Source organism: Streptosporangium sp. NPDC049078 (genome assembly GCF_040648855.1).
In the GTDB taxonomy this organism is placed as follows: Bacteria; Actinomycetota; Actinomycetes; order Streptosporangiales; family Streptosporangiaceae; genus Streptosporangium.
This window is the reverse complement of the sequence record NZ_JBEZEL010000014.1, coordinates 258,822-284,482: the sequence shown is the minus strand read 5'-3', so window position 1 is coordinate 284,482 and position 25,661 is coordinate 258,822. Positions and strand designations below refer to the sequence as shown.

Sequence of the window (25,661 nt, the reverse complement as noted above, 5' to 3'; positions counted from 1 at the left end):
AGTTGCGATGAGTAGCAAGAAAACGAACAGTGCTTTGCAATATTCTTGCGCGGTGTTGGCCAAAGGTTACATACGTGCTACGGGCGCGTCAACGGCGGGGAAGCGGCTTTCTCGATTGGCTCGACGCGAGCTGTGACATGCCACCAAAACCGGCAAACCGGTGGTGAACGCCGGTCGCGCGCCGGGTGCGAAGCCGGCGCGCGAGGGGGGCGTTCTCAGCCCAGCTCGTAGTCGAGGTGGAAGGAGTGGGCGCCGCCGTCGTTGACGATCTGGCCGCCGCCCCGGATGCCCAGCAGCTCGCCGGTGCCGGAGTCGGGAAGGATCGTCCAGCTCAGCCCCGCCTCCCCGGCCGTGTGGTGGAGCACGAAGGTGCCCTCACGGCCGTGCGCGGTGCCGGTGAAGCGTTCGAAGCCCGCGTAGGCCGCCGATGTCTCGACCCGCGGGATCGCGGTGATGATGTCGGCGGTGCTGGTGCCGACCAGGTCACCGTCGAAGGTCTTGGTGAGGTGCACGTGGGTGAGCGTCGCCCCCTCGGCCTCGTCGTAGGTCTGCGGCTCCCAGCTGTCGATGGTGAAGGTTCCTGTGGCGCGAGGCATGTGTGCTCCCATGTGGGGTTCCGGATCTCGCGCCAATCCTGGCGACCGTACCTGACGCCTGATGTCAGGTACGGCTCCGCGTGGCATCCGCTATGAGAGCTGCCATTTGTCCATGTTCCAGGTGATGGTCGACTGCGCGGGGTTGGGGACGACGTTCTGGAGCGTCTCGTCCCAGGCGCTGAGTCCCGGATGCTGGAAGAGCGGGATGGTGGCCAGGTCGCTCCAGAGCCTCTTCTCGATCTCACCGATGATCGGGTTCTGGGCCTCCAGGTCCACCGTCGAGTTCAGCTTCGCGATGAGGCGGTCCACCTGCTCGCTGGAGTAACAGCCGTTGTTGCTCCCCTTGTTCTGGGCGTCGCACTTTCCCGGCGAGGTGAAGTTGGAGGCCCAGCCGCTGACCAGGGTGGAGCCCGACCAGGCGAACAGGGCCACGTCGTAGCCGTTGTTCGGCAGCACGTTGTCGAGGAAGTCCTCGGAACCCTTGTCGACGACCTTGAAACCGGCCTTGTCGCAGGCCTCGATGATGAGCTGGACCGCCGCGGTACGGCGCGGGTTCGGGGTCTGGTAACCGATGCTCACCTCAAGGCCCGTCTTGCCGGCCTTGCGTAGCAGCGCCCTGGCGCCCGCGATGTCCTGTCGCTCGTACAGGCCCGCGCTGCCGCTGGCCGCGACCACCGCCGCGCTGTTGGCCTGGAAGGGGGCCACGGTGCGGACCTCGAGGGGCTTGGCGGCGGGCGCGACGGGGCCGATCAGGGTGTTGACGATGAGCTGCCTGGGTACGCACCTGGCGAACGCCTCACGCAGCCTCCTGTCCCTGAACGGGCTGGAGTCGAAGTTGAAGTCCAGATGCTCGTAGGTGTACTTCTCGAAGACGCCGACCTTCACGCCCCGCAGCGACTGCAGTTGCCTGAGCACGTCGGGCCCCGGCTGGGGCTCGACGATCTGGACCTCGCGGTTCTGCAGCGCCTGGGCCTGCTCGTCGAGGGTGATGAAGCGCTCGACGATCGTCGGGGTCGCGGCGGGGGTGCCCCACCACCTGTCGTTGGCGACGAGGGTGAGCCGCTGTCCGGCGTCCAGTCTGGAGAGCTTGTACGGCCCCGAGGACGGGATCAGCTCGGCGTCGGGCAGCCTGCCCTCGGAGACCCAGCCGTCGTTGAAGAACCTGATGCCCTTCTCCAGCTTCTGCGAGTCGGCCCCTCTGACCGCCGCGATGAACTCCTCCTCCGACAGGCCGTCCTGCTTGGCGACCACGTGGGCGGGCATCATCTCGGTCGCGCCGGGTCCTCCGGCCACCCAGTCCGCGAACGGCTTGTCGTAGACCAGGGTGAACTCCCTGCCGCCCTTCTCGCAGTCGGGGATCCGAGTGTCCCGAAGGCCGGTGGTGTCGGCGGAGGCGAAGCCCTTGACCTTGCCGGACCGGAAGGCCCACCACAGCATGACGTCGTCGCAGTCGATCGGGGTGCCGTCCGACCAGACCGCCTTGTCGTTGATGGTGTACTTGACGCTCAGCGGGTCGTCGGAGATCTTCTCGTACGTCCCGAAGTCCTTGTCGGGGGTGATCGCGCCCTTCTCGCCGTAGAACCAGAAGCCCGTCAGCACCCGCTGCAGCGGGGCGGCGTTGCGCGTGGCGTTCTCCCCGGTGGTGTTGTTGTTGTAGGAGTGGAACTCCTGCTCGTAGGCGTAGGTGATGGTCTCTCTCGGTGGACCCGACTCCGAGGCCGTGGGATCGTCCGCCGTGCCGTCGTCGGCGCAGGCGCCCAGCAGAAGTGAGCCGGCCGCGAGCAGCGCGAGAAACCCTCCCGGCCTTCGTGCGTGGAACACGGCACCACCCCTTCGATCGCCCGGTCCCCGGCAAGGCCCCCGTGCCGGTCGAGCATCGTCACCTCTCGCGACCGGGCGAGACCCGGACGGGCATCGTGCCCGCTCCGCGACCATGCCGAGTGCGAAACCCTCAGGTCAGGAGAATAGGAAAAACGTAACCTTTGAGCGAATTCACCCAAAATGTGAGATGGAGATCTTGTGGGTTCGCGTCACGGGTGTATCCGTGAACGGGAAGGCTCTCTGGCCTGATTCTTGCGATTATTGGCACTCGGGCCACTCGCTGGGCGAGATGCCGCCCCACGATTATGGGGCCCATGACAACGACACTTCGGGCGCCCAACCGCGGACTCCACCGCGCCTGGATCGTGGCGGGAGTCGCGTTCGTGGCCATCCTCGGCGCGGCGGGGTTCCGGGCTACGCCCGGGGTGCTGATCACACCGCTGCAGGAGGAGTTCGGCTGGTCCCGGGGCACGATCTCGCTGGCCGTCTCGGTCAACCTCATGCTCTACGGGCTGACCGCGCCCTTCGCCGCCGCACTCATGGACCGCTTCGGCATGCGCAGGGTGGTGACGTACGCCCTGCTGCTGGTCGCCGCGGGCAGCGGGTTCACCATCCTGATGAACGCCCCCTGGCAGCTCATCCTCTGCTGGGGCATCCTGGTCGGGCTCGGCACCGGCTCGATGGCCCTGGTCTTCGCCGCCACCCTCACCGAACGCTGGTTCGTTCGCCACCGCGGCCTCGTCACCGGCGTGCTGACAGCGGGCGGGGCCACCGGGCAACTCGTCTTCCTGCCCGTCCTCGCCCATCTGGCGGCGGACAGGGGGTGGCGGTCGGCGGCCGTCACGGTCGCCGTCGCCGCCCTCGCCGTGGTCCCCCTGGTCTGGTTCCTGCTGCGCGACCGGCCGGAGGAGGTGGGCACCACCGCTCTGGGCGCCGATCCCGCCGCACCCCCCGCCGTTCGGCCGGCACGGGTGGGAGGCGCCGCCTCACGCGCACTCGGCGTGCTGTGGAGCGCGGCGCGTACGCGGCCCTTCTGGCTGCTCGCCGGAGGCTTCGCGATCTGCGGAATGAGCACCAACGGCCTGGTGGGCACCCACTTCATCCCCGCCGCCCACGACCACGGCATGGCCGAACCGGTGGCAGCGGGACTGCTCGCCCTGGTCGGGATCTTCGACGTGGTCGGGACCGTCGCGTCCGGCTGGCTGAGCGACAGGGTCGACTCGCGCATCCTCCTCGGCGCCTACTACGGGCTGCGCGGCCTGTCGCTGATGGCCCTGCCCAGCCTGTTCGGAGCCACCGCCGAGCCGAGCATGCTCGTCTTCATCATCTTCTACGGCCTCGACTGGGTGGCCACGGTCCCGCCCACGGTCGCCCTGTGCCGCCAGATCTACGGTCCGGAGGGGTCCGTGGTGTTCGGCTGGGTCTTCGCCTCCCACCAGGTCGGTGCCGCGATCGCGGCGGTCGCCGCGGGGGTCACCCGTGACCACTTCGGCGCCTACGACCTCGCCTGGTACGCCGCGGGCCTCCTCTGCCTCGCCGCCGCCGTCATGTCGATCGCCATCACCAGGAAGTCGTCCCTCGGCGGGGAGTCCACCGCGGGGAAGCAGGCATCCTTGAAGGCGTGAGAGAACGAGGCGGGCGAACCGCGGGAGACGGAACCGGATCGGACGCGCGGTGGCCGGGGAGGATCGCATGACCGGCGCCGGGGACGACGCGACAGGGGCGACGGGCGGGACGAGCGGCGGGGACGGCGGAGACGCTGATCGGGACAGGAGGGTCCTCCCGCTGGTGGTGCGCATCGAACGCTCCGCGCCGCCCGAGCGGACCGACGCCCTGGAGGCGGCGGCACTGGCCGTGCTGGCGCTGCTCGACGACCCGCGCGCCCTCGACGGCGGCGAGTGGGCCGAGGCGGTACGCGTCTGGGACGGCAGCCGGTTCAGGAAGGTCGTCCGGCGAGCGCGCGGGGCGGAGTGGCGCAGGGTGCTCGACCTGCCCGGTGTCACCGTCACCTCGGGCACCGCCGAGGTCCGCGTCCACCCGCCGGTCCCACTGGACGGCTGGCCCAAGGACCTCTCCAGGCTCCAGGTCTCCGGTACCGAACTCACCGACTCCTCCGAGCCCGGACCACCGGGAGACGTGGTGCTCTGGCTCAACCCGGGGCTGACGATGTCGGCGGGCAAGGCCATGGCCCAGGCGGGACACGCCGCCCAGCTCGCCTGGCAGGCGAGCACGGACGACGCCAGGAGGGCCTGGCGGGAAAAGGGGCTGGCGGTCTCCGTGCGCACCGCCGATCCCGCCGCGTGGGCCGGGCTCGTCGCCTCGGGCCTGCCGGTGGTGAGGGACGCCGGATTCACCGAGATCGAGCCCGGCTCCCGTACGGTCGTCGCGGACGCCCCTTGGCTGCGCGAGGGCGGCCGGTGACTCCTTCGGGGAGTTCGATTCCCGGACGGCGGGTCGCCCGCGGCCGGTGAGGGGCCCGGGGCCGGCGCGCACGATCGGCAGGTCGGTGTGCGGCTCCCGCCTCGCGGGAGGAGACATCGGAGGTGAGCCCGGCCCCGCATTCCACGAACATTCCGTATTCGTCGCGGAGCGTTTCCCCCGGGGACGAGAAAGGTACTCGTTCCCGAAGTGTGATGGGGATCCCGCACGGGAAAACCGGATTTGTCGTACGCTCCCGATCGTGCTCGATGGGTTGGGTGGGACTCAGGGGACCCGGGAGACGGGTCCCGCGCCGACATACGTGACCGCCGAGGCGGCCACGTCGGAGATGCCGAAAATCGTGGCGGAGAGTCCCCCGAAGCTACCGGATTCCCCGGTGAAACGGTCCCGCATCGGCGACCTGCCGATGCGCGTGATCTACCGAATCCTGGCCGTGGGCGTCGCGGTGATCGTGGCCGCGGTCGCGACGGTGGTCGGCTTCGTCTCCTCGGGCTCCTCAGATCAACCGGGCGAGGGAAAGACGGGGCAGATCGCCGCGCCATCTGCCGCGCCACCCTCGCCCGGTTCAGTCTCGGCGGAGCCGTCCACGCAGGCATCCGCCGTGTCGGCGTCCCCCTCGGACACCACCTCCGCCACCCCGTCCGCGTCGGCGACCCCCTCGGGAAGCCCGAGTCCTTCCGAGACGGCCGCCCCCGCCTCGGTGTCCGACGGCTTCGAGCCGGCGCCCGACCGCAGCGCCGTCATCGCGGCCCTCACCGACCCCCGAGTGCCCGACCTGCCGCGCGACAAGCGGCTCGCCCGCCTCTCGGGCAAGGCGGCCAAGGGCAAGCGCCGCGTCCAGGACGAAAAATCGGGCGTGTCGCTGGTCCGCCTGGGCAAGCCCTGGAAGGTCTTCGGCGCGTCGCCGTTCGCCACCAAGCAGGTGCTGCCGAAGGCGAAGGGGGCCGGCCACCGGGCGATGGTCGTGAGCTGCCCGGTGCCGATCCTGGTGCAACGGGAGTCCAAGGACACCGCGCTGCTGGCCGCCCGGTGGACGCTCAACCACCACCCCAAGGGCGGCAAGATCACCTGGACCGCCTCGCAACCGATCAAGAACGGCTGGCTGCTCGCCTACCGGGTGAAGTACAAGCTGAAGGGCAAGACGCGCTTCTCCATGGCCGCCGTCGCCGTGACCGAGATCTCCGGTGCCAAGCCCGCGATGCTTTTCGCCACGATTCCCGACACCCAGCGCAAGTACTGGCGCGCCATCAACACCGCGGTCTCCTCCCTTCGAGTGAAATAGCGCCACCCGAGTCCGTGGCGAGAGGACGGGGAGAGCCGCGCTAGGCTCGGTCGCCGTGACCCAGATCGTCCTCGCCTCCGCCTCTCCCGCCCGCCTCGCCCTGCTCCGCAGCGCCGGACTCGATCCCAAAGTGATCGTCAGCGGCGTGGACGAGGACGCCATCACCGCCGACAGCCCGAGCGAGCTCTGCCTCACGCTGGCCCGCGCGAAGGCGGCCGTGGTCGCCCGCGGTCTGAGCGGCGGGCTGGTCATCGGCTGCGACTCGATCCTCGAACTCGACGGCCGTGCCTACGGCAAGCCGTCCTCGCCCGAGGAGGCCGTGGCCCGCTGGCGCGACATGCGCGGCCGTGAGGGACGACTGCTCACCGGCCACTGCGTCATCAACGTCGCGGACGGGCGCGAGGCGGCGGAGGTGGGCGCGACGGTGGTGCGCTTCGGCACCGCCGGAGACGACGAGATCGCCGCCTATGTCGCCACCGGCGAGCCTCTCCACGTCGCGGGCGCCTTCACCCTGGACGGCCGCGGCGGCTGGTTCGTCGACGGCATCGACGGCGACCACGGCAACGTCCTGGGCATCTCCCTGCCCCTGCTCCGCCGCCTCCTGGGCACCCTCGGGGTCTCCGTTCCCGGCCTCTGGCAGCGTCCCTGACGCCGCGGCTTCTTTTCCCGGGATCTCTGCCGTTCGCGGTATTGTCGGCTGTCCTCCCAAGGGGAGCCGATCCCGATAATCTTCCGCCATGGGTCATTTCCGCTCCTTTCTGGACGGCATCGGGTTCTTCTTCCAGGGACTGCGCTGGGTCACGCGAAACCCGCGCTGGTGGCTGTTCGGGTTGATCCCGGCGCTGATCGCGTTCGCCCTCTACGCGACCGGCCTCTACTTTCTCGGCACGAACGCGCTGGACCTCGCCGCGTGGGGCACACCGTTCGCCGACGGATGGGGCGAGGCGGCGCGGACCGCACTGCGAGGGCTGGTCGGTCTGGCGATCTTCGTCGCCGGGTTGATCCTGTCGGTGGTGACCTTCACGGCGATCACCCTGATCCTGGGCGACCCCTTCTACGAGAAGCTCTCCGAGAAGGTGGAGGAGACCTACGGGGAGGTGCCGACCGGCCACGACCTTCCGCTGTGGAAGTCGATCCCCCGATCCATCAGGGACAGCGTGATCACCCTCGGATGGCTGTTGCTGTTCACGATCCCGCTCTTCTTCCTCGGGTTCGTGCCGGTGATCGGGCAGACGGTGGTGCCGGTTCTGGGCGCCCTGGTCTCCGGGTTCTTCCTCACGGTCGAGCTGACCACCCTGGCCCTCGAGCGCAGAGGACTGGTGCGCAAGAGCAGATTCGGCCTGCTCAGGGGTAACAAGGCCCCCGCGCTCGGCTTCGGGGTCCTGCTCTTCCTGCTCTTCCTCATCCCGTTCGTCGCGGTGGTCGCGATGCCCGCCGCGGTGGCCGGTGCGGCCATCATGGTCCGCACCCGTCTGGCGCCGGCCGTCCTCCCTGAGGGAAGGACGGCCGAGGGCCCACGCGTCGACAGGGGTGTCTGAGGGGGCGGCCGGGAAGAGAGTCACCGGGCCTTCGGCGCGTCCCCTTCAGGTGCCGGAGGATGCTCCTGTGGTTCGTCAAGCGGCAGAAGTCAGATCTTCTTGGCCGGCTGGGGAGGTAGGAGCGCGTAGATCTCTCGGGCGATGTAGCGCTTCAGGCAGCGGATGATCTCTTTCTTGTCCTTGCCTTCTTTGGTGCGGCGTTGTAGGTGGTCGCGAGTGCGTGGGTCGGTGGCCGTCCGGCTGTGGACGGCCGCGGGCTCTGTCCACAGAACTCCGTTCGGGGCGCGAACGGCGGCACGGTTCCGGCGAGGCTTCCCGGCATGACATCAGACCACCCGGCCTCGCCCGAGTTCTCAGCGTCCTCCTTCCCCCGGTTCCCGACCTCGTCGAACGAGTCCTCGGCCTCGTTCGAAGCGCCCTCTTCCTCGTCTGCGCTCTCGGCCGAGTCCTCCTTGTCCTCCCTGTCCTCCTTTCCCCACTCCCCACCATCCCCGCTCGCCTCGGCGCCCCGGCTCCTGCTCGGTTCCACCGAAGACGTGCTGGGGGCCGTTCCCTACCTGCTGGGGTTCCACCCCACCGACAGCCTGGTCGTCATCGGACTCACGGGCAGTCCGCCCAGGATCAGGCTGCACCTCACCGTCCGCTGGGATCTGCCCCTGGGCTCCGGCGGTCTCGGCCAGATCGTCCCGCTCTTCGGAAAGGAGGGCGTCGCCCAGGTCATCCTGGTGGGCTACGGTCCCGGCCCGCTGGTGACCCCGGCCGTCGACGAGGCCGTGGCGCTGTTCCGCCGGAGCGATCTCGTCGTCGTCGACGCGCTCCGGGTGGAAGGCGGTCGCTACTGGTCGTACGAGTGCGCGCGGACCGACTGCTGCCCGGCCGACGGCGTGCCGTACGAGCGGCGGGCCGACGCGGTCGCGGCCGAGGCGGTCCTGCACGGGCTGGTCGCCCTGCCGGACAGGCAGACCCTGGAGCGCTCGCTCGACCCGGTCACCGGGCCCGCGCGGCAGGCGATGAGCGAGGCGACGGACCGTCTCACGGCGGAGCTTCGCGACAGGCTCGCCAGATGCCGCGACGCCGACGGGTTCGCGGCGGAGTTCGTCGCGGACGGCATGGCCAGGGTTCGCGAGGCGATCGTCACCTACGCCTCGGGAGGGCGGCTCGGCGAGGAGCAGGCGGCCAGGCTGGGGATCGACCTGGCGGTGATCAGGATCCGTGACGAGGCATGGGCGCTGGTCGGTGAGGAGAGTCACGAGGCGCACCTCAGGCTCTGGCACGACCTCACCCGGAGGCTCGAGCCGCGGTTCGTGCCTCCGGCGGCCTCGTTGCTCGGCCTGGTCGCCTGGCAGCGGGGAGACTCCGCGCTGGCGGGCATCGCCCTCACCCGGGCGCACGAGGCCAACCCCGGTTACTCGATGGCCCACCTGCTCGCGCACGCGATCCACCATCTTGTCCCACCGCACGCGCTCAACGGCCGGATGCCCAGCCCCGAGGAGCTCGACCGGGAGATGGGCACTCCCCGGATGGCCTGGCTGCTTCCGATGGCCGCGCTACTGGAGAAACCCGGCGGCCCCGCATCCGAGGGGGCCGCTACGGGGGCGCGTCACTGATGCTTCAGCTCACCGGTCTGGGGGACCCAGGGAACACTCGGCCGTCCCCCCACGAGACGCTGAAGCACACCGACCCCCGCTCCCGCCGCTCCCACGAAAGTGACCAGGAGATGGACGGCGCCGAAGTAGAGGCCGAAGAGGAGACCTCGGCGGGCGAACACCCGCCGGTAGGTGCTGCCGTCGAGGACCACGGCGGCGGCGACGAGGAGCGGCGACACGAGGGCGCCGACGGGACCGACCAGCAGTGGCAGCGAGATCGCCGGTACGGCGGCGACCAGCAGGACACCGCCGAACGCGCGCGGTACGGAGTCACCGGGCGTCTCGCCCCGGGTCCATTCCCGGGCGCTCACCCGTGCGCGCCGGAACACCTTCTTCAGGATCACCCGCAGCGTGGAGTCGTGGTCGGCCCGGCCGCGGACGGCGTCGGTGATGCGCACCCCGTAGTTCTTCCGCATCAGCCGGGAGCGGTAGTCCGCGGACACCGTGTCGCTCAGATGGGGGTTGAAGGGGCCGATCTCCTTGAACACCTCGGTCGGCACGGCGAGCACGGCGGCGTGCAGCTCAAGGGTCGGGCGGTCGGTCGGCATCCACCAGTGATACATCTGCAGCGCGCGATACTGCGCGGCGAGGCTGCTGGCCGCGAGCGGCTCGGGGTGGAGGATGCCGCCCAGGGCACCAAGCCCGGGCTCGGATCCGAGGATGTCCACCGCGTTCTCGACGCTGTCCGGGTCGAGTGCTATGTCGCCGTCCTGGAAGAGCAGGATCTCGCCGTGGGCGTGCTCCGCGCCGAGGTTGCGCGCGGTCGACGCCCCGCTGTTGACCTCGGTGCGCAGCACGGTGACGCCCATCGACCTGGCCACCTCCGCCGCGTCCTCGGTGCCGCAGTCGTCCACCACGATGACCTCGATGGGCGAGTAGGTCTGCTCCTTTATCGCACGTAGGCACAGGCGTAGCACGTGGGATCGGTTGAAGCTGGGGATGATGACCGAGACTAGCGGGCGTTCTCGATTCATGGGTCGCTCCATTGGCTGAAGGCCGCTCTTTCCGAACCGCGGGGTGTTGGCCGATGATCAGGGCGGGCTGCCCCGGTGGGTTCTCGGTCGACCGGCCGTGGCTCGTCGCCAGGCATCGGACCACCCTGTTTCCGGCTGTTTCCGGCTTGCTTCCGTTCCACGCTAGCCGCGACGGCTTGTCTCATTCTTGTCGTCCGGTTCGCCGCGTCGTACGGTTCTCTTTCCGCGCGGCCTGTGCGGCGGCCCGCGTGGTCCGCGTCGAGGTTGATTCTGCGGGCGCGGACGACAAGGAAGCGACAAGAACCGGTCAGTACGTTGAGGTACCGCTGGAAGTGATCGCGGATCTTCAATGGCTGTCGCCGGCCTGACCTACGTGCCGAGGTGGTGTGCTGATGGGCGACCGGGACATCTTGACCGAGGATCAGCCCACGGAGGTCCCCCCGGAGAAGCCGGCCGGCCGGTGGGCTCGCCTCGGTCGGTTCATCCGGCCGCGGCGACGCTGGTGCCTGGGCACCCGGCTGGTGGTGACCGCCACCACGGGGTGGCTGCTGTTCGTGGTCGTGCATCTGCTGGTGAGCGGCCGCACCTCGCTGTGGGCCCCGCTCGACCTGATGCCGCCGTTCATGTTCGTGGCGGTGCCGGTTCTGGTGCTGGTGGTGGCGCCGCTGGCGCGCCCGGTCCGCTGGCGGGTCATCTCGGTGCTGGTGTTCACCCTGGTGCTCGGCGCGGGACGGAGCGGGATCAACGTGGCGACCCTCTGGTACACCCCACCGCCCGCACCGCCCGGGGCGATCACCGTGGTCACCTGGAACACCGAGTTCTGGGACCAGGATTGGCGCACCTCCGACGGAAACCGCTATTCCCCCGACTTCTACGACTACCTGCGCGAGATGGACGCGGACGTCTACCTGCTCTCGGAGTATCTGTACGTCGACACCTCGGCGGGGGACATGATGACGTCGAAGTGGACCGCCGACATGGCACTCCGCATCGACAAACTGCCGGAGCTGCGGCGCGAGTTCCCCGGATACCAGGTCGCGACGTCCGGGGAGCTGATCACGCTCTCCCGGCTCCCCATCGTCGGGGAGCGCGGGCTCGACATCACGCGATGGCTGCCCGACGACCAGAAGGCGGTGCCGGAGGTGATGCGGGACTGGCCGACCTCCTACACGGTCGAGACGCTGCGCACCGACATCCAGGTGAACGGCACGGTCGTCTCCTTCTACAACACGCAGATCAACCAGCCTCCGATTGAGTGGCGGCTGTACGACGGCGAGGCCCGTGACTCCAACCAGTACGCCCACAGCCGGCGGGAGGCGAGCTATCGGGCGCTTCGCGCGGACATCGAGGCCAACGACCATCCGGTGATGCTCGGCGGCGATCTGAACACCACCCCGGCGATGGGGATGCTCCGGCTGCTGCCGGAGAAGCTGGTCGATCACACCCGGGCGCTGCCGTCCCTCTACCCGGTCACCTACCTCGCGGGAGTCGGCGAACTCTGGCGGATCGACTGGGTGCTCACCACGCCGGACCTCCTCGTGCACCGCTACGAGATGCCCGGATCGGCCGGACTGTCCGACCACCGCCCTCAACAAACGGTTCTATCGGTTGGCCACTGAGCCGCAGAAGGAGTTCAGATGACGGAACCGGCGACGGCGCGGCCCGAGGACGTCGCGGTCATCGTGCCGAACTACAACAAGAAGAAGACCCTCCGAGCCTGCCTGGAGGCGGTCTACGCGCAGACCCACCCCCCGGCCGAGGTGATCGTGGTCGACGATCGCAGCACGGACGGCTCGTTGGAGATCGCGCGGGAGTTCCCGTGCACGATCATCGAACTGCCGAGCAACCGGGGGCCCTCGGCGGCGCGCAACGCCGGGGTGGACGCCAGCGGCTCGCCCCTGCTCTTCTTCGTGGACTCCGACACGGCGCTGGCTCCGGACGCCGTACAGAACGCGGTGCGCGCCTATCGGGACACGCCCGACTGCGGCATGGTCCAGGGGATCTACGACAAGGAGCCGCTCTTCGACGACGGCCCGGTGGAGCGCTACCGCGTCTTCTCCGAGCACTTCGACCGCCAGCGGGCGGTGTCCACGTTCCTGTCCAACTCGCTGATCCCGCGCACGGTCTTCCGCGAGGCGGGCGGGCTGGACGAGCGGTTGCGCGACGGTGAGGACTTCGAGTTCGGCAACCGGGTGCCGTCCAAGTACCGGCTGGTGGTGACCGCGACCGTGGTCACCAGGGCGGACGATGTCGACCGGTTCTGGGAGTGCATGTGGGAGCGGTTCGTCAGGGCCAGCACCCTGCCGGTGATCATGTTGAGGGCACGGCGGCTGTACGACGACGACACGATCGGATTCCGGCTGGACATGATCGGGCCGGAACCGCGCACCCGCCGCCTGCCGCCACGGATCTCCTCCGTCTCGGCGGCGCTGAGCCTGTTCACGCTGCCGTTCGTCCTCCTCGCGCCGTGGCTGCTCCTGGTGCTCGCGCTGCTGCTGGCGGCGTTCGTGACGGTGAACCGTGACTTCCTCCGATACTCCTACCGCTACCGGGGCGCGGGCTTCGCGCTGCTCATGGCCTCGATGCAGTTCTGCTATCACACGGCGTTCTTCCTCGGAGCCGGCGCGGGGCTGCCACGGCTCGTCTTCGAGCTGCTCCGCCGCCAGGGGCACCCGGCCAAGACCGGCCTGACCACGGTCTCCTCGGCCGGTGCGCCCGAGTGAGCGTGATCCGGTCGTGGCGCCCGTCGTGGCGTCCGCCTCGCGCACTCGTGCGCGCCTTGATGGCGGCGTTCGCCCTGGTCCTGGTGGGCGCGGTGGCGACGGCACTGGCCGGGCAGGACTGGAGCGTGGTCTCGGTCATGCTCGCCGGGAGCGACGGCGGGCGGATCGGCCTCCTGCTCGCCGGTGCGTTGCTGATCAGCATGGTCGGGCTGGGATTCGGCTATCTGGCGTGGCGGGCGGTGCTGTTCGAGCTCGGCCCGCCGGTGAGCGAACCACGGGTGGCGCGCGTCTTCTTCGTGACGTTCCTCAGCAAGTACGTGCCGGGGAAGGTGCCGGGCCTGATCGCCGCGACCAAGGTGGCCACGGCCAACGGCGTCGGTTTCGGGCGGTTGATGAGCACGGCGGCGCTGAGCATGAGCCTCGTCCTGCTGACCGGGCTCACGATCGGGCTGCTCGCGGGCGTGCACATGCTCGGCACCCAGGTGGTATGGCTGGTGGCGGCGGCGACGGTGCTGGTCGTGGTCGTGCTGGTACGACCGCAACTGGTCAACCACGGCGCGCACCTGCTGCTGCGGTTGCTGCGCCGGCCGGACCCGACCAGGTCGGCGTCGGCACGTGGGATACGGCTGGCCGTCGTCTCGCAGGCGGTGTCGTGGACGGTCACCGGCCTGCACCTGTGGCTGCTCGCGGTCGCGATGGGGGCCGACCCCGTGCGGTCCCTGGGACTGTGCGTGGGCGCGTTCACCCTGGCCACGACGGTCGGAATGCTGACGGTCGTGCTGCCCGACGGGATCGGTGTCCGCGAGGCGGTGCTGACCGCCGCCCTGACGGTGGTGCTGCCCGCGCCGGCCGCCGCGGTGGTGGCGGTGGCGAGCCGGCTGGTCTCCACGGTCGGCGAGGTGGCCTTGGGAGCGGCGGCGCTGGCGGTGGCCGAGGTCGCCATCAGGCGCGCTCCGGCCGCTCCGGCGGAACCGGAACCGGAGCGGGTGACAGAGCAGGCGACGGAGTCGGCGACGGAGGCCGGAGCGGCAGCGGCACCGGCGGGAGACAAGTAGCCATGTCAAGCATCGGAAGACACGAATGCGCGCGAGCGTCCGCCGGGCGGGTCCCCTCCCGGCCGACGGACGCCCGCCGACCCGAAGGGGGCATCGACCATGGATGAGCAGCGACCGCTGGTCTCGGTCATCGTGCCGAACTACAACTACGCCCGCACACTGGACCTGTGCCTGAGCGCGCTGGAGCGGCAGGACTATCCGCACATCGAAGTGATCGTCGTCGACGACCGCAGCACCGACGACTCGGTGGAGACGGCCCGCCGGCACGGGGTGCGGGTGGTGGTCACCGACACCAACATCGGGGCGCCGGCGGCGCGCAACCTCGGCGTCCTGCACGCACGCGGGGAGGTGCTGTTCTTCCTCGACTCGGATGTGGCGCTCACCCCGGACACGGTCGGGAACGCGGTGGCGCTGCTCACCTCCGATCCCACGCTGGGGGTGGTGTGCGGCACGTACGAGCCCGAGCCGTTGATCCCCGACAGCCGCGTGGAGCGGTACCGCAGCCTTCAACTGCACTACTGGATCTCCGGTGACGCGGGCGACATCACCACGATCTATTCGGCGATCTTCGCGATGTGGACAAGGGTCTTCCACGAGGTGGGTCCGCTCAACCCGGCGTTGCGCCACAGTGAGAACGCCGACTACGGCCACCGGATCACCCAGCGCTACCGCATCGTGCTGGACACCACGATCAGGGGCGCGCACGACCACGACGACCGGCTGAGCGTGGTGCTGTCGAAGTTCTTCCACCGCGCGCGTCTGCACATCCCGCTGTACCTTCGCCGACCGGACTTCAACGGCGGCCCGACCAACAGCAGCCGCGGCTGGGGTTCGCTCGCCGCCCTGTTCGCGGTGGTCACCGTGGTGCTGCCGGTGCTGTTCGGCCCGCTCTGGGCGCTCGTGCCGATCGTGCTGCTGATCGGCTCCATCGCGTCCGACCTGGGGATGTACCGTTTCGTCTGGCGCTACGCCGGTGCGGCGTTCACCGTTTACTTCACCGCGATCCACTTCCTGGTGAACGTCACCGTCGCGGTGGCGGTGTTCGTCGGCGTCGCGCAGTGCCTGCTGTCCAGCCGGTTCCGGCGCACCTACGACATGCCGAACCCGTCCGCGCCGGCGATGGGGGCGTGAGCGATGACCCGCCCGCTGGTATCGGTGGTGGTGCCCAACTACAACTACGCGGCCTCACTGGAGCTCTGCCTGCGCGCCATGAGGGAGCAGACCTACCGGCCCATCGAGCTGATCATGGTGGACGACGGCAGCACCGACGACTCCGTCGCGGTCGCGGAACGGCTCGGTGTCCGGGTCGTCCACACCGGGCGCAACATGGGGGTGGCCGGCGCGCGTAACCTCGGCGCCGCCCGCACCCGTGGCGAGATCCTGGTGTTCGTCGACTCCGACGTGGCCGCCTATCCCGATGCCGTCGAGGTGGCGGTGGGCATGCTCGCGGAGAATCCGCGGCTCGGGGCGGTGTGCAGCATCCACGACCCGGAGCCGCTGATCCGCGACAGCCTCGTCGAGGAGTATCGGGCGCTGCAGTACTACTACTGGACGGCGAGCTCCGAGGGGCCCATCTCGTTTCTCTTCCCGGCGCTGGTCGCGATGCGCCGCAGTGTGTTCGACGAGGTCGGGCCGTTCAACACCCGGTTGCGCGAGACCGAGGAGGTCGATTACGGCCACCGTCTCACCCAGCGGTACGACATGGTGCTCACCACGGCGATGCGGTCCCGGCACGACCACGACGACCGGCTGTTCACGTTGCTGCGCAAGCTGTTCCGGCGGGGGCGCGCCCGGGTGCCGCTGTACGCGCGGCGCAAGCGCTTCGCCCGCGGGTTCGAGACCTCGAACCGGGCCGGTGGAAGTCTCGCCGCCCTGGCGGCGGTGGTCACACTGCCGGCGGTGGCGCTCGGTCCGGCCGGTGCCGTGTTGCCGGTCCTCGCCCTCGCCGTGTCGATCCTGGCGGACCTCGGCATGTACCGGTTCGTGCTGCGGCGGCGCGGCCCGCTGTTCCTGCTCTACTACGGTACGGTGCATTTCGTGGTGAACGTGACCATCGCCGCCGGGGTGGTGGCCGGAGTCGCGCAGTGGTTCTGCTCCGCCAGGTTCCGCCGGCTCTACGATTCCGAGCTGCTCGTGCGGCCATCGGCGACCGGGGAGGCGACGACATGACGGCTCGCCCGTTCCCGCCCATGACGTTCATGACATCCGCGACGTCCTCGCCGTTCATGGTGTCCGCGCCGCTCACGACGTCCATGACGTCCGCGCCGCTCACGACGCCCGTGGTGCTCGCGACGCCTGTGGTGCTCGCGACGCCCGCGATGTCCGCGGCACCCATGACGACCGCGACGACCGCGCCACGCGCACGTTCCGGACCCGGTCACCGTCGATGACCGATACGCGGGTCGTGACAGCGACCGCCGGGTCCCGGCCCGCGTGGCGGTCGCGCTGGAGGACCTGGCCGCTGCTGTCCGCGCCGGTCGCCTGGCTGGTGTTCGTGGTGCTCCATCGCGTGCTGTCCGGCCGGGTGTGGTGGTGGCAGGTTCCCGAGCTCGTGCCGCCGCTCGCCTTCGCGGTCGTCCCGGTCCTGCTGCTCGCGGTGGCCCTGCCGGCGCGCCGGGCACGGGGATGGATCGCGGCGGTGACGCTCGCCTCCCTGGTGCTCGGCGGAGGCGGGAGCGGGCTCAACCTCGCGGCCCTGTGGCACCGGCCCCCACCCGCGCCGCCGGACGCGATCACGGTGTTCTCCTGGAACACGTTCTATTGGGACCAGCGGCCCGAGAACGGGGCGGCGATGCCGCCGCCCACCGGCACTCCGCCACGTGACATCGCCGACTTCTACCGGTATCTGCACGACCAGAAGGCGGACGTGTATCTCCTGCAGGAGTACGTCTACTTCGGCCAGGACTCGAAGGCGATCCGGGTGGACGACCTGGACAGGCTGCGCCGGGAGTTCCCCGGCTATCACATCGCCGCGGCGAGCGAACTGGTCACGGTCTCCCGGTTCCCGATCGTCCTGCGGTCGGGGATCGACCTGCGCCCGTGGCTGTCGGAGGAACGCGACAAGGCCATACCTCCCGACCCGGGTCTGCCGGATTTCTCCACGGTGAAGACGCTGCGCACGGACGTACGCGTCGGCGGGGACGGCGGAAAGACCGTCTCGCTCTACAACACGCACATCAACTCGCCCGTCCACGCGTTCCCCCGGGGGCCGGATCCCCGCCGCCTCAACCGGACCCAGCACGAGCGGCGGCAGGCCAACCTCCGCGCGCTCGCGGCCGACGTCGAGCGGAATCCGCACCCGATCCTGCTGGCCGGGGACTTCAACGCCTCACCGGCGATGGGCATCCTGCGCCTGCTGCCGGACCGGCTCGTCGACGCCACCCCGGTGCTCGGATCGCTCTACCCCACCTCCTGGGACGACCGCCGGCCGCTGTGGCGGATCGACTGGGCGTTCACCACACCGGACGTCACCGTGCACCGGTACGAGCTGATGCGGTCGAACGGTCTTTCCGACCACAGCGGGCAGCGCCTGGTCGTCTCGACGAGCGGTTGACCCGGGAGGAATCGCCAGGAAACGGGGATTCTCAGAAGAACCGGGGAAGAACGGTCAGGGCCTCCGGGACAGCACCCGGTCGGGCAGGTGGGCCGTGGGACGGGTCCAGCTCAGCGATTCGGCGCGCGGTGGTTTCCCGAGGGGCGCCCAGCCGAAACCGCCGTGGTCGGCACCGGCCAGGACCACCTCCCCGGCCGCCCAGACCGGCTGATCGTGATCGCCTCGCAGGATCTCCTGGTGCAACGCGCGCAGCTCAGGCCCCGGCTCGATGCCCAGGTGGTCGGCCAGATACCCGCGCAGGAGCGCGTACTGGGCCACCGCCTCCGCGGTGCGTCCCAGGGCGCACAGTGCGCGCATCAGCATGCTCGCGAGCGGTTCCACGAGCGGGTAGCGGGGAACGAGGGGGGTGAGCTCGGTCACGACCGTGTCAGGTCGTCCCAGCCGCAGGTGCGCGTGCGCCCAGGTGACGACGGCGCCGACGAACTGCTGCTCGATGCTGTAACGCATCCGGGAGGCCCAGTCTCCCGAGATGCCGGTCAGCGGCGAGCCGCGCCACAGCTCCATCGCCTCGGCGAGCAGTGCGACCCGGACGGAGTCGTCGTGCGCATGGGTCTGCGCCTGCTTCGCGAGCCGGTGGAACCGGTGGGCGTCCACCCGCTCCGGGTCGGCCTCCAGCACGTAGCCGCCGCCGCGGCGCTCGATGGAGACCGCGGATCCCGTCAGTGCCTGCCGCAGGCGTGCGATGTGGGCGTACAGCGAATCCGTCGCCCGGTCCGGCGGGAGATTCCAGACCCGGTCGATCAACGTCGGAAGTGACACGGGATGATTGACGTCGACCGCGAGGGCGGCCAGCACCGCACGTCGTTGCGGTGGTCCCAGGGGAACACGCCGGCCGTCGACGGTCACCTCGACCGGACCCAGTATGCGGACTTCCATTCTTTCCTTCCGTGTCGCTTTCACCGCGCCGCTTTCACGACGCCGCTTTCACAACGTCGTTCTCACAACGGGACGAGATGGTGGGCGAGCAGGAGCGTCACACCCAGGGTGGCGGCCCACAGCACCGAGTTGGCGACCATGACCCGGTCCCGAAGCAGGATCCGGACCGGGTCGCCACCGTCGTCGTCTATCAGCTGGATCTGCAGGTAGCGAAAGAGGGCGAAGAGCGCGAAGGGGGTGGACAGCAGCATCGCCGTCTGGCCGTACTGCGGGCCGAACGGGCCTTCGTCGCGCAGGTAGATGAGGCCGGACAGCAGGGCGAGCACCGAGGCGATCTGCAACAGCCAGTTGGTCAGCTCCATCGAGTAGCCGCGGAGTGCCGGGCGGTGCGCGGCGCCGCTCTTCAGTTCCTGACGCCGCTTGCCGATGAGGAGCAGCAGGGAGATCGAGAACACCGTGACCAGTAACCAGGCGGCGGCCCGCCCTCCGGTCACCTCGTATCCCTGGATGACCCGGAGGACGAAACAGACGGCTATCGTGCCCACGTCGACCAGCGGTACGTGTTTGAGAAAGCCGCTGTACGCGATGTTGATCACGAGGTAGGCGAGGATCGGCCAGTAAGGGCCCGGGGTGAGCCCGACGATGGCGCCGAGCAGCCCGAGCAGGATGGCGCAGTAGACGTACGCGAGCCTGATCCCCACGCGGCCGGCCGCGACCGGACGGTGACGCTTGACGGGGTGGTGCGCGTCACGGTGCCGGTCGGCGATGTCGTTGCCGACGTAGACGGCGGCGGAGGCGAGGATGAACGCGACCGTGGCCAGGACGATCTCACCCAACGCGGTGAGGCTCCACAGGGAGGTGTCGACGAGCGCGATCGGCACGAGGAGGATCGCCTTGGCCGCGTGCGACGGCCGTATCAGCCTGAAGAGGTCCGTGACCAGGTGTGGACGGGCCTTCGCTGCCTCTTCCGGTGCCACCTCCCGGGGCTGTGGGAGCTCTGGGATGTCTGCCGATTCGACGACGTACATGCTTTCCCCGTCACTTCAGAAGAACACTTTCGCCAGGGACAGCGCGCCCTGCCGCCACGCGTCGCGGCTGGTCTGGCCGGCGCCCCGAGGCGAGCCGGCGCCGCGATTCTCCCGCCACCAGGCGTATGTGCGGAGAATCGCGTCCCGGTTGGACAGCCGGGGGCGGAAACCGAGCCGCTCCCCGGCCTTGTCGATGCTGACGTAGGAGTCGGCGAGCAGTTTGTGCACCAGCCGTCCGTACACCGGTGACAGCCGGGTCCTTTCCAGTAGCCGGAGCCCGGTCAGGGCCGGCCGGACGGGCAGCGACACGACGCGTTTTCCGTGACCGGCCGTGTCGAGTACCGCCTGGAAGTCCTCTCGCAGCGTGCCGAACTCCGCCGCCGCGAGATTGTAGGTGTCGTTCGCGATGTCGGTCGGCACCGTCAGGACGTCGGCCACGGCATCCACCAGGTCCTCTATGGCGAGCATCTGGATGCGTACGTCCCCGCGGCCGAGGACCGGGAAGTTCCGGCCCTCCTCGGCCCATTCGAAGAGCATCGCGAACAGGCCCATCCGGCCGGGACCGAGGAAGGTCTTGGGGCGCAGGATCGGCACGCACATTCCGCCGGCCCGGTACTTGTCGGCGAGTTCCTCCGCCTCGGTCTTGGCCCTGGTGTAGGGGTCGACGGGCTCGCGCGGATGCTCCTCGGGGGTGGGCACCAGTTTCGGGAGCCCGTACACGGCGGTGGAGGAGATGTGGACCGTTCTTTCCACCCCGGCCCGGCGCGCGGCCTCCAGCACGCTGTGGGTGCCGCCGACGATCAGGCTGTGGATCTGCTCCGCCGGATAGCTCGGCAGCGCGCCGGCGCAGTGCACGACCGCGTCCGCTCCGGACATCGCCTCGGTCATCAGCGAGACGTCCCGTACGTCGCCGACCCGGTGGCCGTATCCGGGGTCCGGTTCCGAGGGCGGGCGCAGGTCCACGCCGATCACCTCGTGGCCCGCGAGTACGAGCCGCCGGACCAGGTTGCCGCCGAGCATTCCGGCGCTGCCGGTCACTACGACCCGATAGGCCACCGTGACCCCACCTTCTCTCGTACGAACCTGGCGAGCAGTCGAGGCAGGCCCTTGGCCAGGGTCTTGTCGAGGCTCTCCAGGAAGTACTCGAGGTCGTCGGGCTCGATGGCGAGGGTCGGCGCGACGACGAGCGGGTTCTCGACGTTCGGGCTGTAGTACGACACGATGTCGTGCTCGCGGTAGAGTTCCGCGATCACCGAGAGGGTGATCAGCTTGGTGCGGAAGTTCGGATCGCCGGAGAAGCCCGGGGCCAGCTTGCCGGCGAGGTCGAGCACCTTGGGGCCGCCGGTCAGGAACACCCCCCACAGCGCCCCGGTACCGGTCACCTGGCCGACCACCTCCGGATAGCGCTTCTGGATGTTCTCCAGTCCGGGGCCCAGGACGCGCTCGATCTGCCTGGCCCGCGCGGGATAGTCCTCCTCGACGATCACGTTGATCGCCTCGATCGCGGTGGCGGTCTCCTCGCCGAACCCGTAGTAGGTGGTGCTGTGCAGGATGACGTCGGAGAGCCGGTCGTAGGCCTTGCGGAAGATGGGCTCTCGGGCGGTGTACCCGGCGATCGACGCCTTCCCGCCGCCGAGCGATTTCGAGTAGGCGAGGATGTCCGGCAGCAGGCCCGGATATCGCATGAAGTAGAAGAGGCTGCCGGTCTTACCCCATCCGGTGTACACCTCGTCGAAGATGAGGATGATGTCGTGCTCGTCGCAGAGCCGTCGCAGCCCGTGCAGGTCGGCCTCCGACCAGGAACGCATGCTCGAAGCGCTGAAGGGCTCGACCATGATCGCGTAGACGTCGCATTTCCCGTCGGGGGTGCGCGCGGCGTCGACCGCCGCCCGTACGGACGCGAGGTCGCCGTAGGGGTGGATGACGATGCCGGGAAGCCCGGGGAACCGGAACGAGTTCTCCGAGGATCCGGTCAGACTCCCCGCGCCGAGGGTCTTGCCGTGGAAGCTGATGTCGGACCGCAGGATGGTGTTACGCCGCCCGCCGTGATACTTGTACGCCATCTTGATGGCGCCCTCGTTCGCCTCGGCGCCCGAGTTCGGAAAGTAGGAGATGTTCAGGTCGCCCGGCAGCAGCGTGGCCACGTTGTGGCTCAGGGCGGCCACGTAGGGCGAGAAGAACGCCTTGTGGACCTCCATGCGCCCTCGCTCGGCGAACCGGCGGCGGGCGGCCAGGATGCGCGGGTGGTTGTGGCCGTGGTTGAGTACGCCGACCCCTCCGGTGACGTCGAGGATCCGGCGGCCGTCACGGGTCCAGATCCAGGCGCCCTCGGCGCGTTCGGCGAGTTCGCGGCCGAAGCCGAAGGAGGTCATGAGGTTGACCTGGCTGCGGCTGACGTACTTCCCGTAGAGGTTCTGGACCTGCTTCACGGTAAGGTTTTCACACTCATCGATGCCGATTAACTCCGACACGTCCGCCCTTTCCTGGCGTTTTTCTGAAACTTTCAGCTTCTGGCGTCACGGATGAGTTCGGTTCGAGGATGGCGATCGTCGCGAGGCGGGTGTCCGTCGAGTGCCCGCGGTGGTGCCACCGCTGTCATCGATCAACCCCCGGAGCTTCCTGTGCAAGATGCCGGCCTTCTCTCTAGAGATGTGAGAAGACGAGAGAGATGTCGCTAATGGTGATGAATGTTGCTATACCTCGCACCACACAAGTTTGTGTAGGTCGACGCGTCGCTCGATGAGACATGGGTGCGAAAAAGCGGTGCGGCACGTGATCCAGGGGATTCGCCTTTCGAATCCCCTGCCTCATTACGCAGATGTGGCGATGATTTCGGACACGCCGAATCCGATATTTACGGTGAGAGGGATTGGGAATGATTTAACGCGCGTTGAATCCGCGCCCCCCGCGGACGCATGGAGAATGGTTTCCGGCGCGTCAGATTATGTGATTACGGCGGCTGGAGACGAGGATTGTTTCCGCCGCGTCAGATCCCTCGCCGGTTTCGATCGCTCATTTCCCATCGCCACGGCGGCCGGCGCGAAGCGGCGCCGTGGACGGTCGACAGGCCGGTGACGTCCCCCGCCGCGCCGGGCGCCTGTCGCGCGGTGGAGATCAGGTCGGCCATCTTGGCGTTGAGCCATCGGGGATCGATGGTGCAGTCGTCGGGCGACATGCTGAAGCGGCCGAGTGCCAGGTGGCCGAACTTGGCATCTTTCCTGGCCCGTCGGTGGCGCACGTCACCGAGGGTGCAGGCGATGACGAGGGAGCTGTGAAGCGCCCGCCTCATGGCCTGCACCTGCTCCTCCTCGGTCTCCTCCTGCCGGGTGCGCTCGCGGGCGAACAGGCAGAGCAGGTCGTGCATGCGATATCGGCCGGCGTCGCGCACCTCGAGGAGCTGGGCGTCCGCGAGATGATCCAGGAGGTCCGCGGTCTGTTCCTCCGAGCGATCGGCCAGCGCCGCGGCGACCGCGACGCTGATGTCGGATCCACCGAGCAGGCCCAGCAGCCGGAACAGGCGGGAGTGCTCGGCCTCCAGGGCGCGGTAACTCACCATGAAACAGGCCCGGACCGCCCGGTCGTCGGCCTGCAGTTCGGAGAGGCGATGATCCTCGACCGCGAGGCGGTCGGCGAGCCCTCGCAGCGACAGGTCCGGCCGCGCCACCAGCCGGGCGGCGGCGATCCTGATCGCCAACGGCAGGCCGCCGCAGAGCCGTACGATCACGCGCGCCGCCCGTGGGTCGGCCGCGACGCGCTCGCCGCCGATCAGGCGGCTCAGCAGGGTGGTCATCTCGTCCTTGGCCATGACGCCGAGGCGGAGATGCGCGACGGTGTCCAGAGAGGTCAGCATCCTCCGAGCGGTGATCAGCACGCGGCAGGTGGGGCTGGCGGGCAGCAACGGCCGTACCTGCTCCGCGTCGCGAGCGTTGTCGAACAGGAACAGCAGGTGTCTGCCGTCGGTCAGCGAGCGGAATCGGGCGGACGCCTCGTCCACGTCGGTCGGGACGGCCACGTCGTCGCCACCGAGGGAGCGCAGGAGGCGGGCGAGGACCTCGGCCGGATGCAGTGGTTTGACGTCGGGGGTGGAGCCGTGCAGGTTCACGTAGAGCTGCCCGTCGGGGAACCGCTCCGCGATCTGGTGGGCGACGTGTACGGCGAACGCCGACTTGCCGATCCCCGCCGCTCCGGCGACCGCGGAGACGACGATACGGCCAGGGGCCGCCGAGGTGAGCGCCGTCCGTAACCAGGAGACCTCGGAGGCACGCCCGGTGAAGGCGGCCGAGGCGATCGGGAGCTCCGCCGGGGCGAAAACCCGGCGGACGGCGACCGACGGTGACGGCGCCGCCAGCGCGGAGTCGTCGGCGAGGATCTGCCGATGCATACGGACCAGTTCGGGGCCGGGATCGACACCCAGTTCCGCGGCGAGCATCTCCCGCGCGTGCTGGTACACCACGAGCGCGTCGGCTCGGCGGCCGGAACGGTACAGGGCGAGCATGAGCTGCGCGCGGAGTCGTTCGTTCAGCGGATCCCTGCGAGTCAGCGCCTCCAGATCGGGAAGCACCTCGCCATGCTGGCCCAGCGCGAGGCGGGCCTCCAGCGAGGCGTCCACGACGATCGTTCTCAGCCGTTCCAGCCGTGCCGCCTCGCCTCGCAACGGTTCGGGCAGGGAAAGCCCTTCCAGAACCGCCTCGGCGCGCCACAGACCCAAGGCCCGGGTGTACCGTTCGAGCGCGACGTCATTTCGCCCTTTGGATAACATCAGACGCCCTTGGGCGGCGAGTTCCTCGAACAATCTCACGTCTATTTCATCGGGGGCGACCCGGAGCACGTACCCGTTGGAGCCCGCCTCGATCCGGGAAGGCGAACCGAGCACCCGGCGCAGCGCGGAGATATAGGTGTAGAGGTTCGACTCGGCGTTGGCGGGAGCCTGTTCCCCCCACAACCAGTCGAGCATTCGATGGGTGGGGATCGCCTTGCCGGCATTGAGGAGCAAGGCGGCGAGCAGCACCCGCTGTTTGCGTCTCCCGAGGGTGATCGGTTGCCCGTTGGCCGCCCGCACTTCGATCGGCCCGAGAATCTTGAAATCCATCGGCATCACTCTTCAGCGGATACCATGCGCCAACATGAACCGTACAAATGCGTATAAATCCGTTTTTACATAGCGATTCATGATCGTGGGCTCTAACCTTCGGAGGGTACTCACCTGAAGGGAAGAAAAAGATTACGCGGCAGGCGCGCCCGAACGCTCACGCTCCGGTGCGACGGTCCTCGCCGTGTGTGTGATCATCCCTGACCGGCCGCCCTGACCAGGGCGTCGCGCATCGTCAGAGGGTGCGCCACGGCGCGGGTCCCGGACGCGCCGACCGGTGCCGGCGGCGCCGTCGGCGGACCAGGGCCGGCCGCTCGATGGGGGCGTTCCTCGCGAGCGCCGGGAGCCCTTCGGCTCGGCGGGCGGCAGCCCGTGCGCCCGAGGGCGTTTCCTCGCGAGTGCCGGTGGCCCCGGGCCGGTCGGTCATCCGGCCGACGTGATCCTCGGCCGCGTCGGCGGACCGCAGCCGGTCATCCCGCCGCCCTCTGTCCGTACCGCGGTAAGAGTGAGGCGGCCCCTGGCGACGAGAGGGCCGCCGGTCTCTCGTGCCCCCGTGTCGGCGGATGCACGCGGGGCTCCCCGGTTTCGGTGATGAGGGGAGCCCGGCTCTCTTCGCTCAGCCCTCGGCGCGTTTCTGACGCTCGTTGTAGGCCCTCATCCGGGGGGGATAACCGGTCAGCTGGACGTCGTAGACGGGCAGGGCCAGGTCGCGGGCCACCTTGCGGATCACCGCGGGGGAGCCGACCCGGCGCCGGGTCCATTCACCGTCGTCGGCGACGGCCACCGCCGTGGTGTTCGTCGCGAATGTCTCGGGCTCGACGTAGAACTCGACGCTCTTGCGCGACTTCGCGAAGGCGATGAGCGCCTCGATGTCGGCGTCGGTCGTGGCGCGGTCGAACTTCGCGATCTTCGGCCCGCGTAGCCGCCTCAACCCGTAGCGATCTCGCCATCTCATATTTCCTTGTATACCTCTCCTGCTCG

General features: G+C 69.3%; 22 protein-coding genes. 13 read left to right on the top strand and 9 right to left on the bottom strand.

The genetic code is table 11. The annotated features are described in order from the left end of the window. Nucleotides 1–215 precede the first annotated feature (215 nt). Together AB0B90_RS25190 and AB0B90_RS25185 are read right to left on the bottom strand one after the other, a co-directional pair. Nucleotides 216–596, bottom strand: coding sequence for a DUF3224 domain-containing protein (locus AB0B90_RS25190; RefSeq protein ID WP_350945873.1), 381 nt, complete (start codon nucleotides 594–596; stop codon nucleotides 216–218). Nucleotides 597–686: 90 nt separating this feature from the next. Beyond that, on the bottom strand, nucleotides 687–2,417 hold the full coding sequence (locus AB0B90_RS25185) for an ABC transporter family substrate-binding protein (RefSeq protein ID WP_350945874.1): 1,731 nt from the start codon (nucleotides 2,415–2,417) through the stop codon (nucleotides 687–689). A 314-nt stretch (nucleotides 2,418–2,731) separates the two neighbouring features. Between AB0B90_RS25185 and AB0B90_RS25180 the strand changes: the two genes are divergently transcribed. The 6 genes from AB0B90_RS25180 to AB0B90_RS25155 all read left to right on the top strand — a co-directional run bounded on the left by AB0B90_RS25180 (nucleotide 2,732) and on the right by AB0B90_RS25155 (nucleotide 9,283). Further along, on the top strand, nucleotides 2,732–4,042 hold the full coding sequence (locus tag AB0B90_RS25180; protein ID WP_350945875.1) for an MFS transporter: 1,311 nt from the start codon (nucleotides 2,732–2,734) through the stop codon (nucleotides 4,040–4,042). 67 nt (nucleotides 4,043–4,109) lie between these two features. Beyond that, nucleotides 4,110–4,838, top strand: a complete 729-nt coding sequence (locus AB0B90_RS25175; RefSeq protein WP_362925064.1) for a peptidyl-tRNA hydrolase — start codon at nucleotides 4,110–4,112, stop codon at nucleotides 4,836–4,838. A gap of 394 nt (nucleotides 4,839–5,232) precedes the next feature. Next, a complete protein-coding gene (locus tag AB0B90_RS25170; RefSeq protein ID WP_350945877.1) occupies nucleotides 5,233–6,138 on the top strand; it encodes a hypothetical protein in 906 nt (301 codons plus the stop codon). Nucleotides 6,139–6,193: 55 nt separating this feature from the next. Further along, entirely contained in the window at nucleotides 6,194–6,787 is a 594-nt protein-coding gene (locus tag AB0B90_RS25165) for a nucleoside triphosphate pyrophosphatase (RefSeq protein WP_350945878.1), read from the top strand. Nucleotides 6,788–6,875: 88 nt separating this feature from the next. After that, nucleotides 6,876–7,676 carry an EI24 domain-containing protein gene (locus AB0B90_RS25160; protein WP_350945879.1) on the top strand — a complete coding sequence of 267 codons (801 nt, stop codon included), beginning with the start codon at nucleotides 6,876–6,878 and terminating at the stop codon, nucleotides 7,674–7,676. 320 nt (nucleotides 7,677–7,996) lie between these two features. Then, nucleotides 7,997–9,283, top strand: a complete 1,287-nt coding sequence (locus AB0B90_RS25155) for a DUF4192 domain-containing protein (protein WP_362925061.1) — start codon at nucleotides 7,997–7,999, stop codon at nucleotides 9,281–9,283. Here the strand turns inward: AB0B90_RS25155 and AB0B90_RS25150 are convergent. Further along, nucleotides 9,277–10,296: a glycosyltransferase gene (locus tag AB0B90_RS25150; RefSeq protein WP_350945881.1), complete on the bottom strand. Its 1,020-nt coding sequence runs from the start codon at nucleotides 10,294–10,296 to the stop codon at nucleotides 9,277–9,279. The genes AB0B90_RS25155 and AB0B90_RS25150 overlap by 7 nt on opposite strands. Nucleotides 10,297–10,349: 53 nt before the next feature. Here AB0B90_RS25150 and AB0B90_RS25145 point away from each other — a divergent pair, with 53 nt between their 5' ends. From AB0B90_RS25145 to AB0B90_RS25115, 7 genes are all read left to right on the top strand, one after another. Next, on the top strand, nucleotides 10,350–10,664 hold the full coding sequence (locus AB0B90_RS25145; RefSeq protein ID WP_362925059.1) for a hypothetical protein: 315 nt from the start codon (nucleotides 10,350–10,352) through the stop codon (nucleotides 10,662–10,664). Nucleotides 10,665–10,688: 24 nt separating this feature from the next. Next, nucleotides 10,689–11,915 carry an endonuclease/exonuclease/phosphatase family protein gene (locus AB0B90_RS25140; protein ID WP_350945882.1) on the top strand — a complete coding sequence of 409 codons (1,227 nt, stop codon included), beginning with the start codon at nucleotides 10,689–10,691 and terminating at the stop codon, nucleotides 11,913–11,915. 18 nt (nucleotides 11,916–11,933) lie between these two features. Beyond that, entirely contained in the window at nucleotides 11,934–13,019 is a 1,086-nt protein-coding gene (locus tag AB0B90_RS25135) for a glycosyltransferase family A protein (RefSeq protein WP_350945883.1), read from the top strand. Between the two features lie 47 nt (nucleotides 13,020–13,066). Further along, on the top strand, nucleotides 13,067–14,074 hold the full coding sequence (locus AB0B90_RS25130) for a lysylphosphatidylglycerol synthase domain-containing protein (protein ID WP_362925056.1): 1,008 nt from the start codon (nucleotides 13,067–13,069) through the stop codon (nucleotides 14,072–14,074). Nucleotides 14,075–14,173: 99 nt separating this feature from the next. After that, a complete protein-coding gene (locus tag AB0B90_RS25125) occupies nucleotides 14,174–15,205 on the top strand; it encodes a glycosyltransferase (protein WP_350945885.1) in 1,032 nt (343 codons plus the stop codon). Between the two features lie 3 nt (nucleotides 15,206–15,208). Beyond that, nucleotides 15,209–16,243: a glycosyltransferase family 2 protein gene (locus AB0B90_RS25120; protein ID WP_362925053.1), complete on the top strand. Its 1,035-nt coding sequence runs from the start codon at nucleotides 15,209–15,211 to the stop codon at nucleotides 16,241–16,243. 235 nt (nucleotides 16,244–16,478) lie between these two features. After that, nucleotides 16,479–17,627, top strand: a complete 1,149-nt coding sequence (locus AB0B90_RS25115) for an endonuclease/exonuclease/phosphatase family protein (RefSeq protein ID WP_350945887.1) — start codon at nucleotides 16,479–16,481, stop codon at nucleotides 17,625–17,627. Nucleotides 17,628–17,681: 54 nt separating this feature from the next. On the opposite strand, the gene AB0B90_RS25110 is transcribed toward AB0B90_RS25115, so the two are convergent. From AB0B90_RS25110 to AB0B90_RS25085, 6 genes are all read right to left on the bottom strand, one after another. After that, entirely contained in the window at nucleotides 17,682–18,563 is an 882-nt protein-coding gene (locus AB0B90_RS25110) for a BTAD domain-containing putative transcriptional regulator (protein WP_350945888.1), read from the bottom strand. A gap of 62 nt (nucleotides 18,564–18,625) precedes the next feature. Further along, nucleotides 18,626–19,540: a UbiA prenyltransferase family protein gene (locus AB0B90_RS25105; RefSeq protein ID WP_350945889.1), complete on the bottom strand. Its 915-nt coding sequence runs from the start codon at nucleotides 19,538–19,540 to the stop codon at nucleotides 18,626–18,628. A 66-nt stretch (nucleotides 19,541–19,606) separates the two neighbouring features. Further along, entirely contained in the window at nucleotides 19,607–20,647 is a 1,041-nt protein-coding gene (locus AB0B90_RS25100; protein WP_362925050.1) for an NAD-dependent epimerase/dehydratase family protein, read from the bottom strand. Then, complete coding sequence (locus tag AB0B90_RS25095) at nucleotides 20,629–22,020, bottom strand: aspartate aminotransferase family protein (protein WP_350945891.1); 1,392 nt, start codon at nucleotides 22,018–22,020, stop codon at nucleotides 20,629–20,631. The genes AB0B90_RS25100 and AB0B90_RS25095 overlap by 19 nt, the downstream gene beginning before the upstream one ends. Before the next feature lie 557 nt (nucleotides 22,021–22,577). Beyond that, nucleotides 22,578–24,680 carry a BTAD domain-containing putative transcriptional regulator gene (locus AB0B90_RS25090; protein ID WP_350945892.1) on the bottom strand — a complete coding sequence of 701 codons (2,103 nt, stop codon included), beginning with the start codon at nucleotides 24,678–24,680 and terminating at the stop codon, nucleotides 22,578–22,580. 616 nt (nucleotides 24,681–25,296) lie between these two features. Beyond that, nucleotides 25,297–25,635: a hypothetical protein gene (locus AB0B90_RS25085; protein WP_350945893.1), complete on the bottom strand. Its 339-nt coding sequence runs from the start codon at nucleotides 25,633–25,635 to the stop codon at nucleotides 25,297–25,299. Between the last annotated feature and the right edge of the window lie 26 nt (nucleotides 25,636–25,661).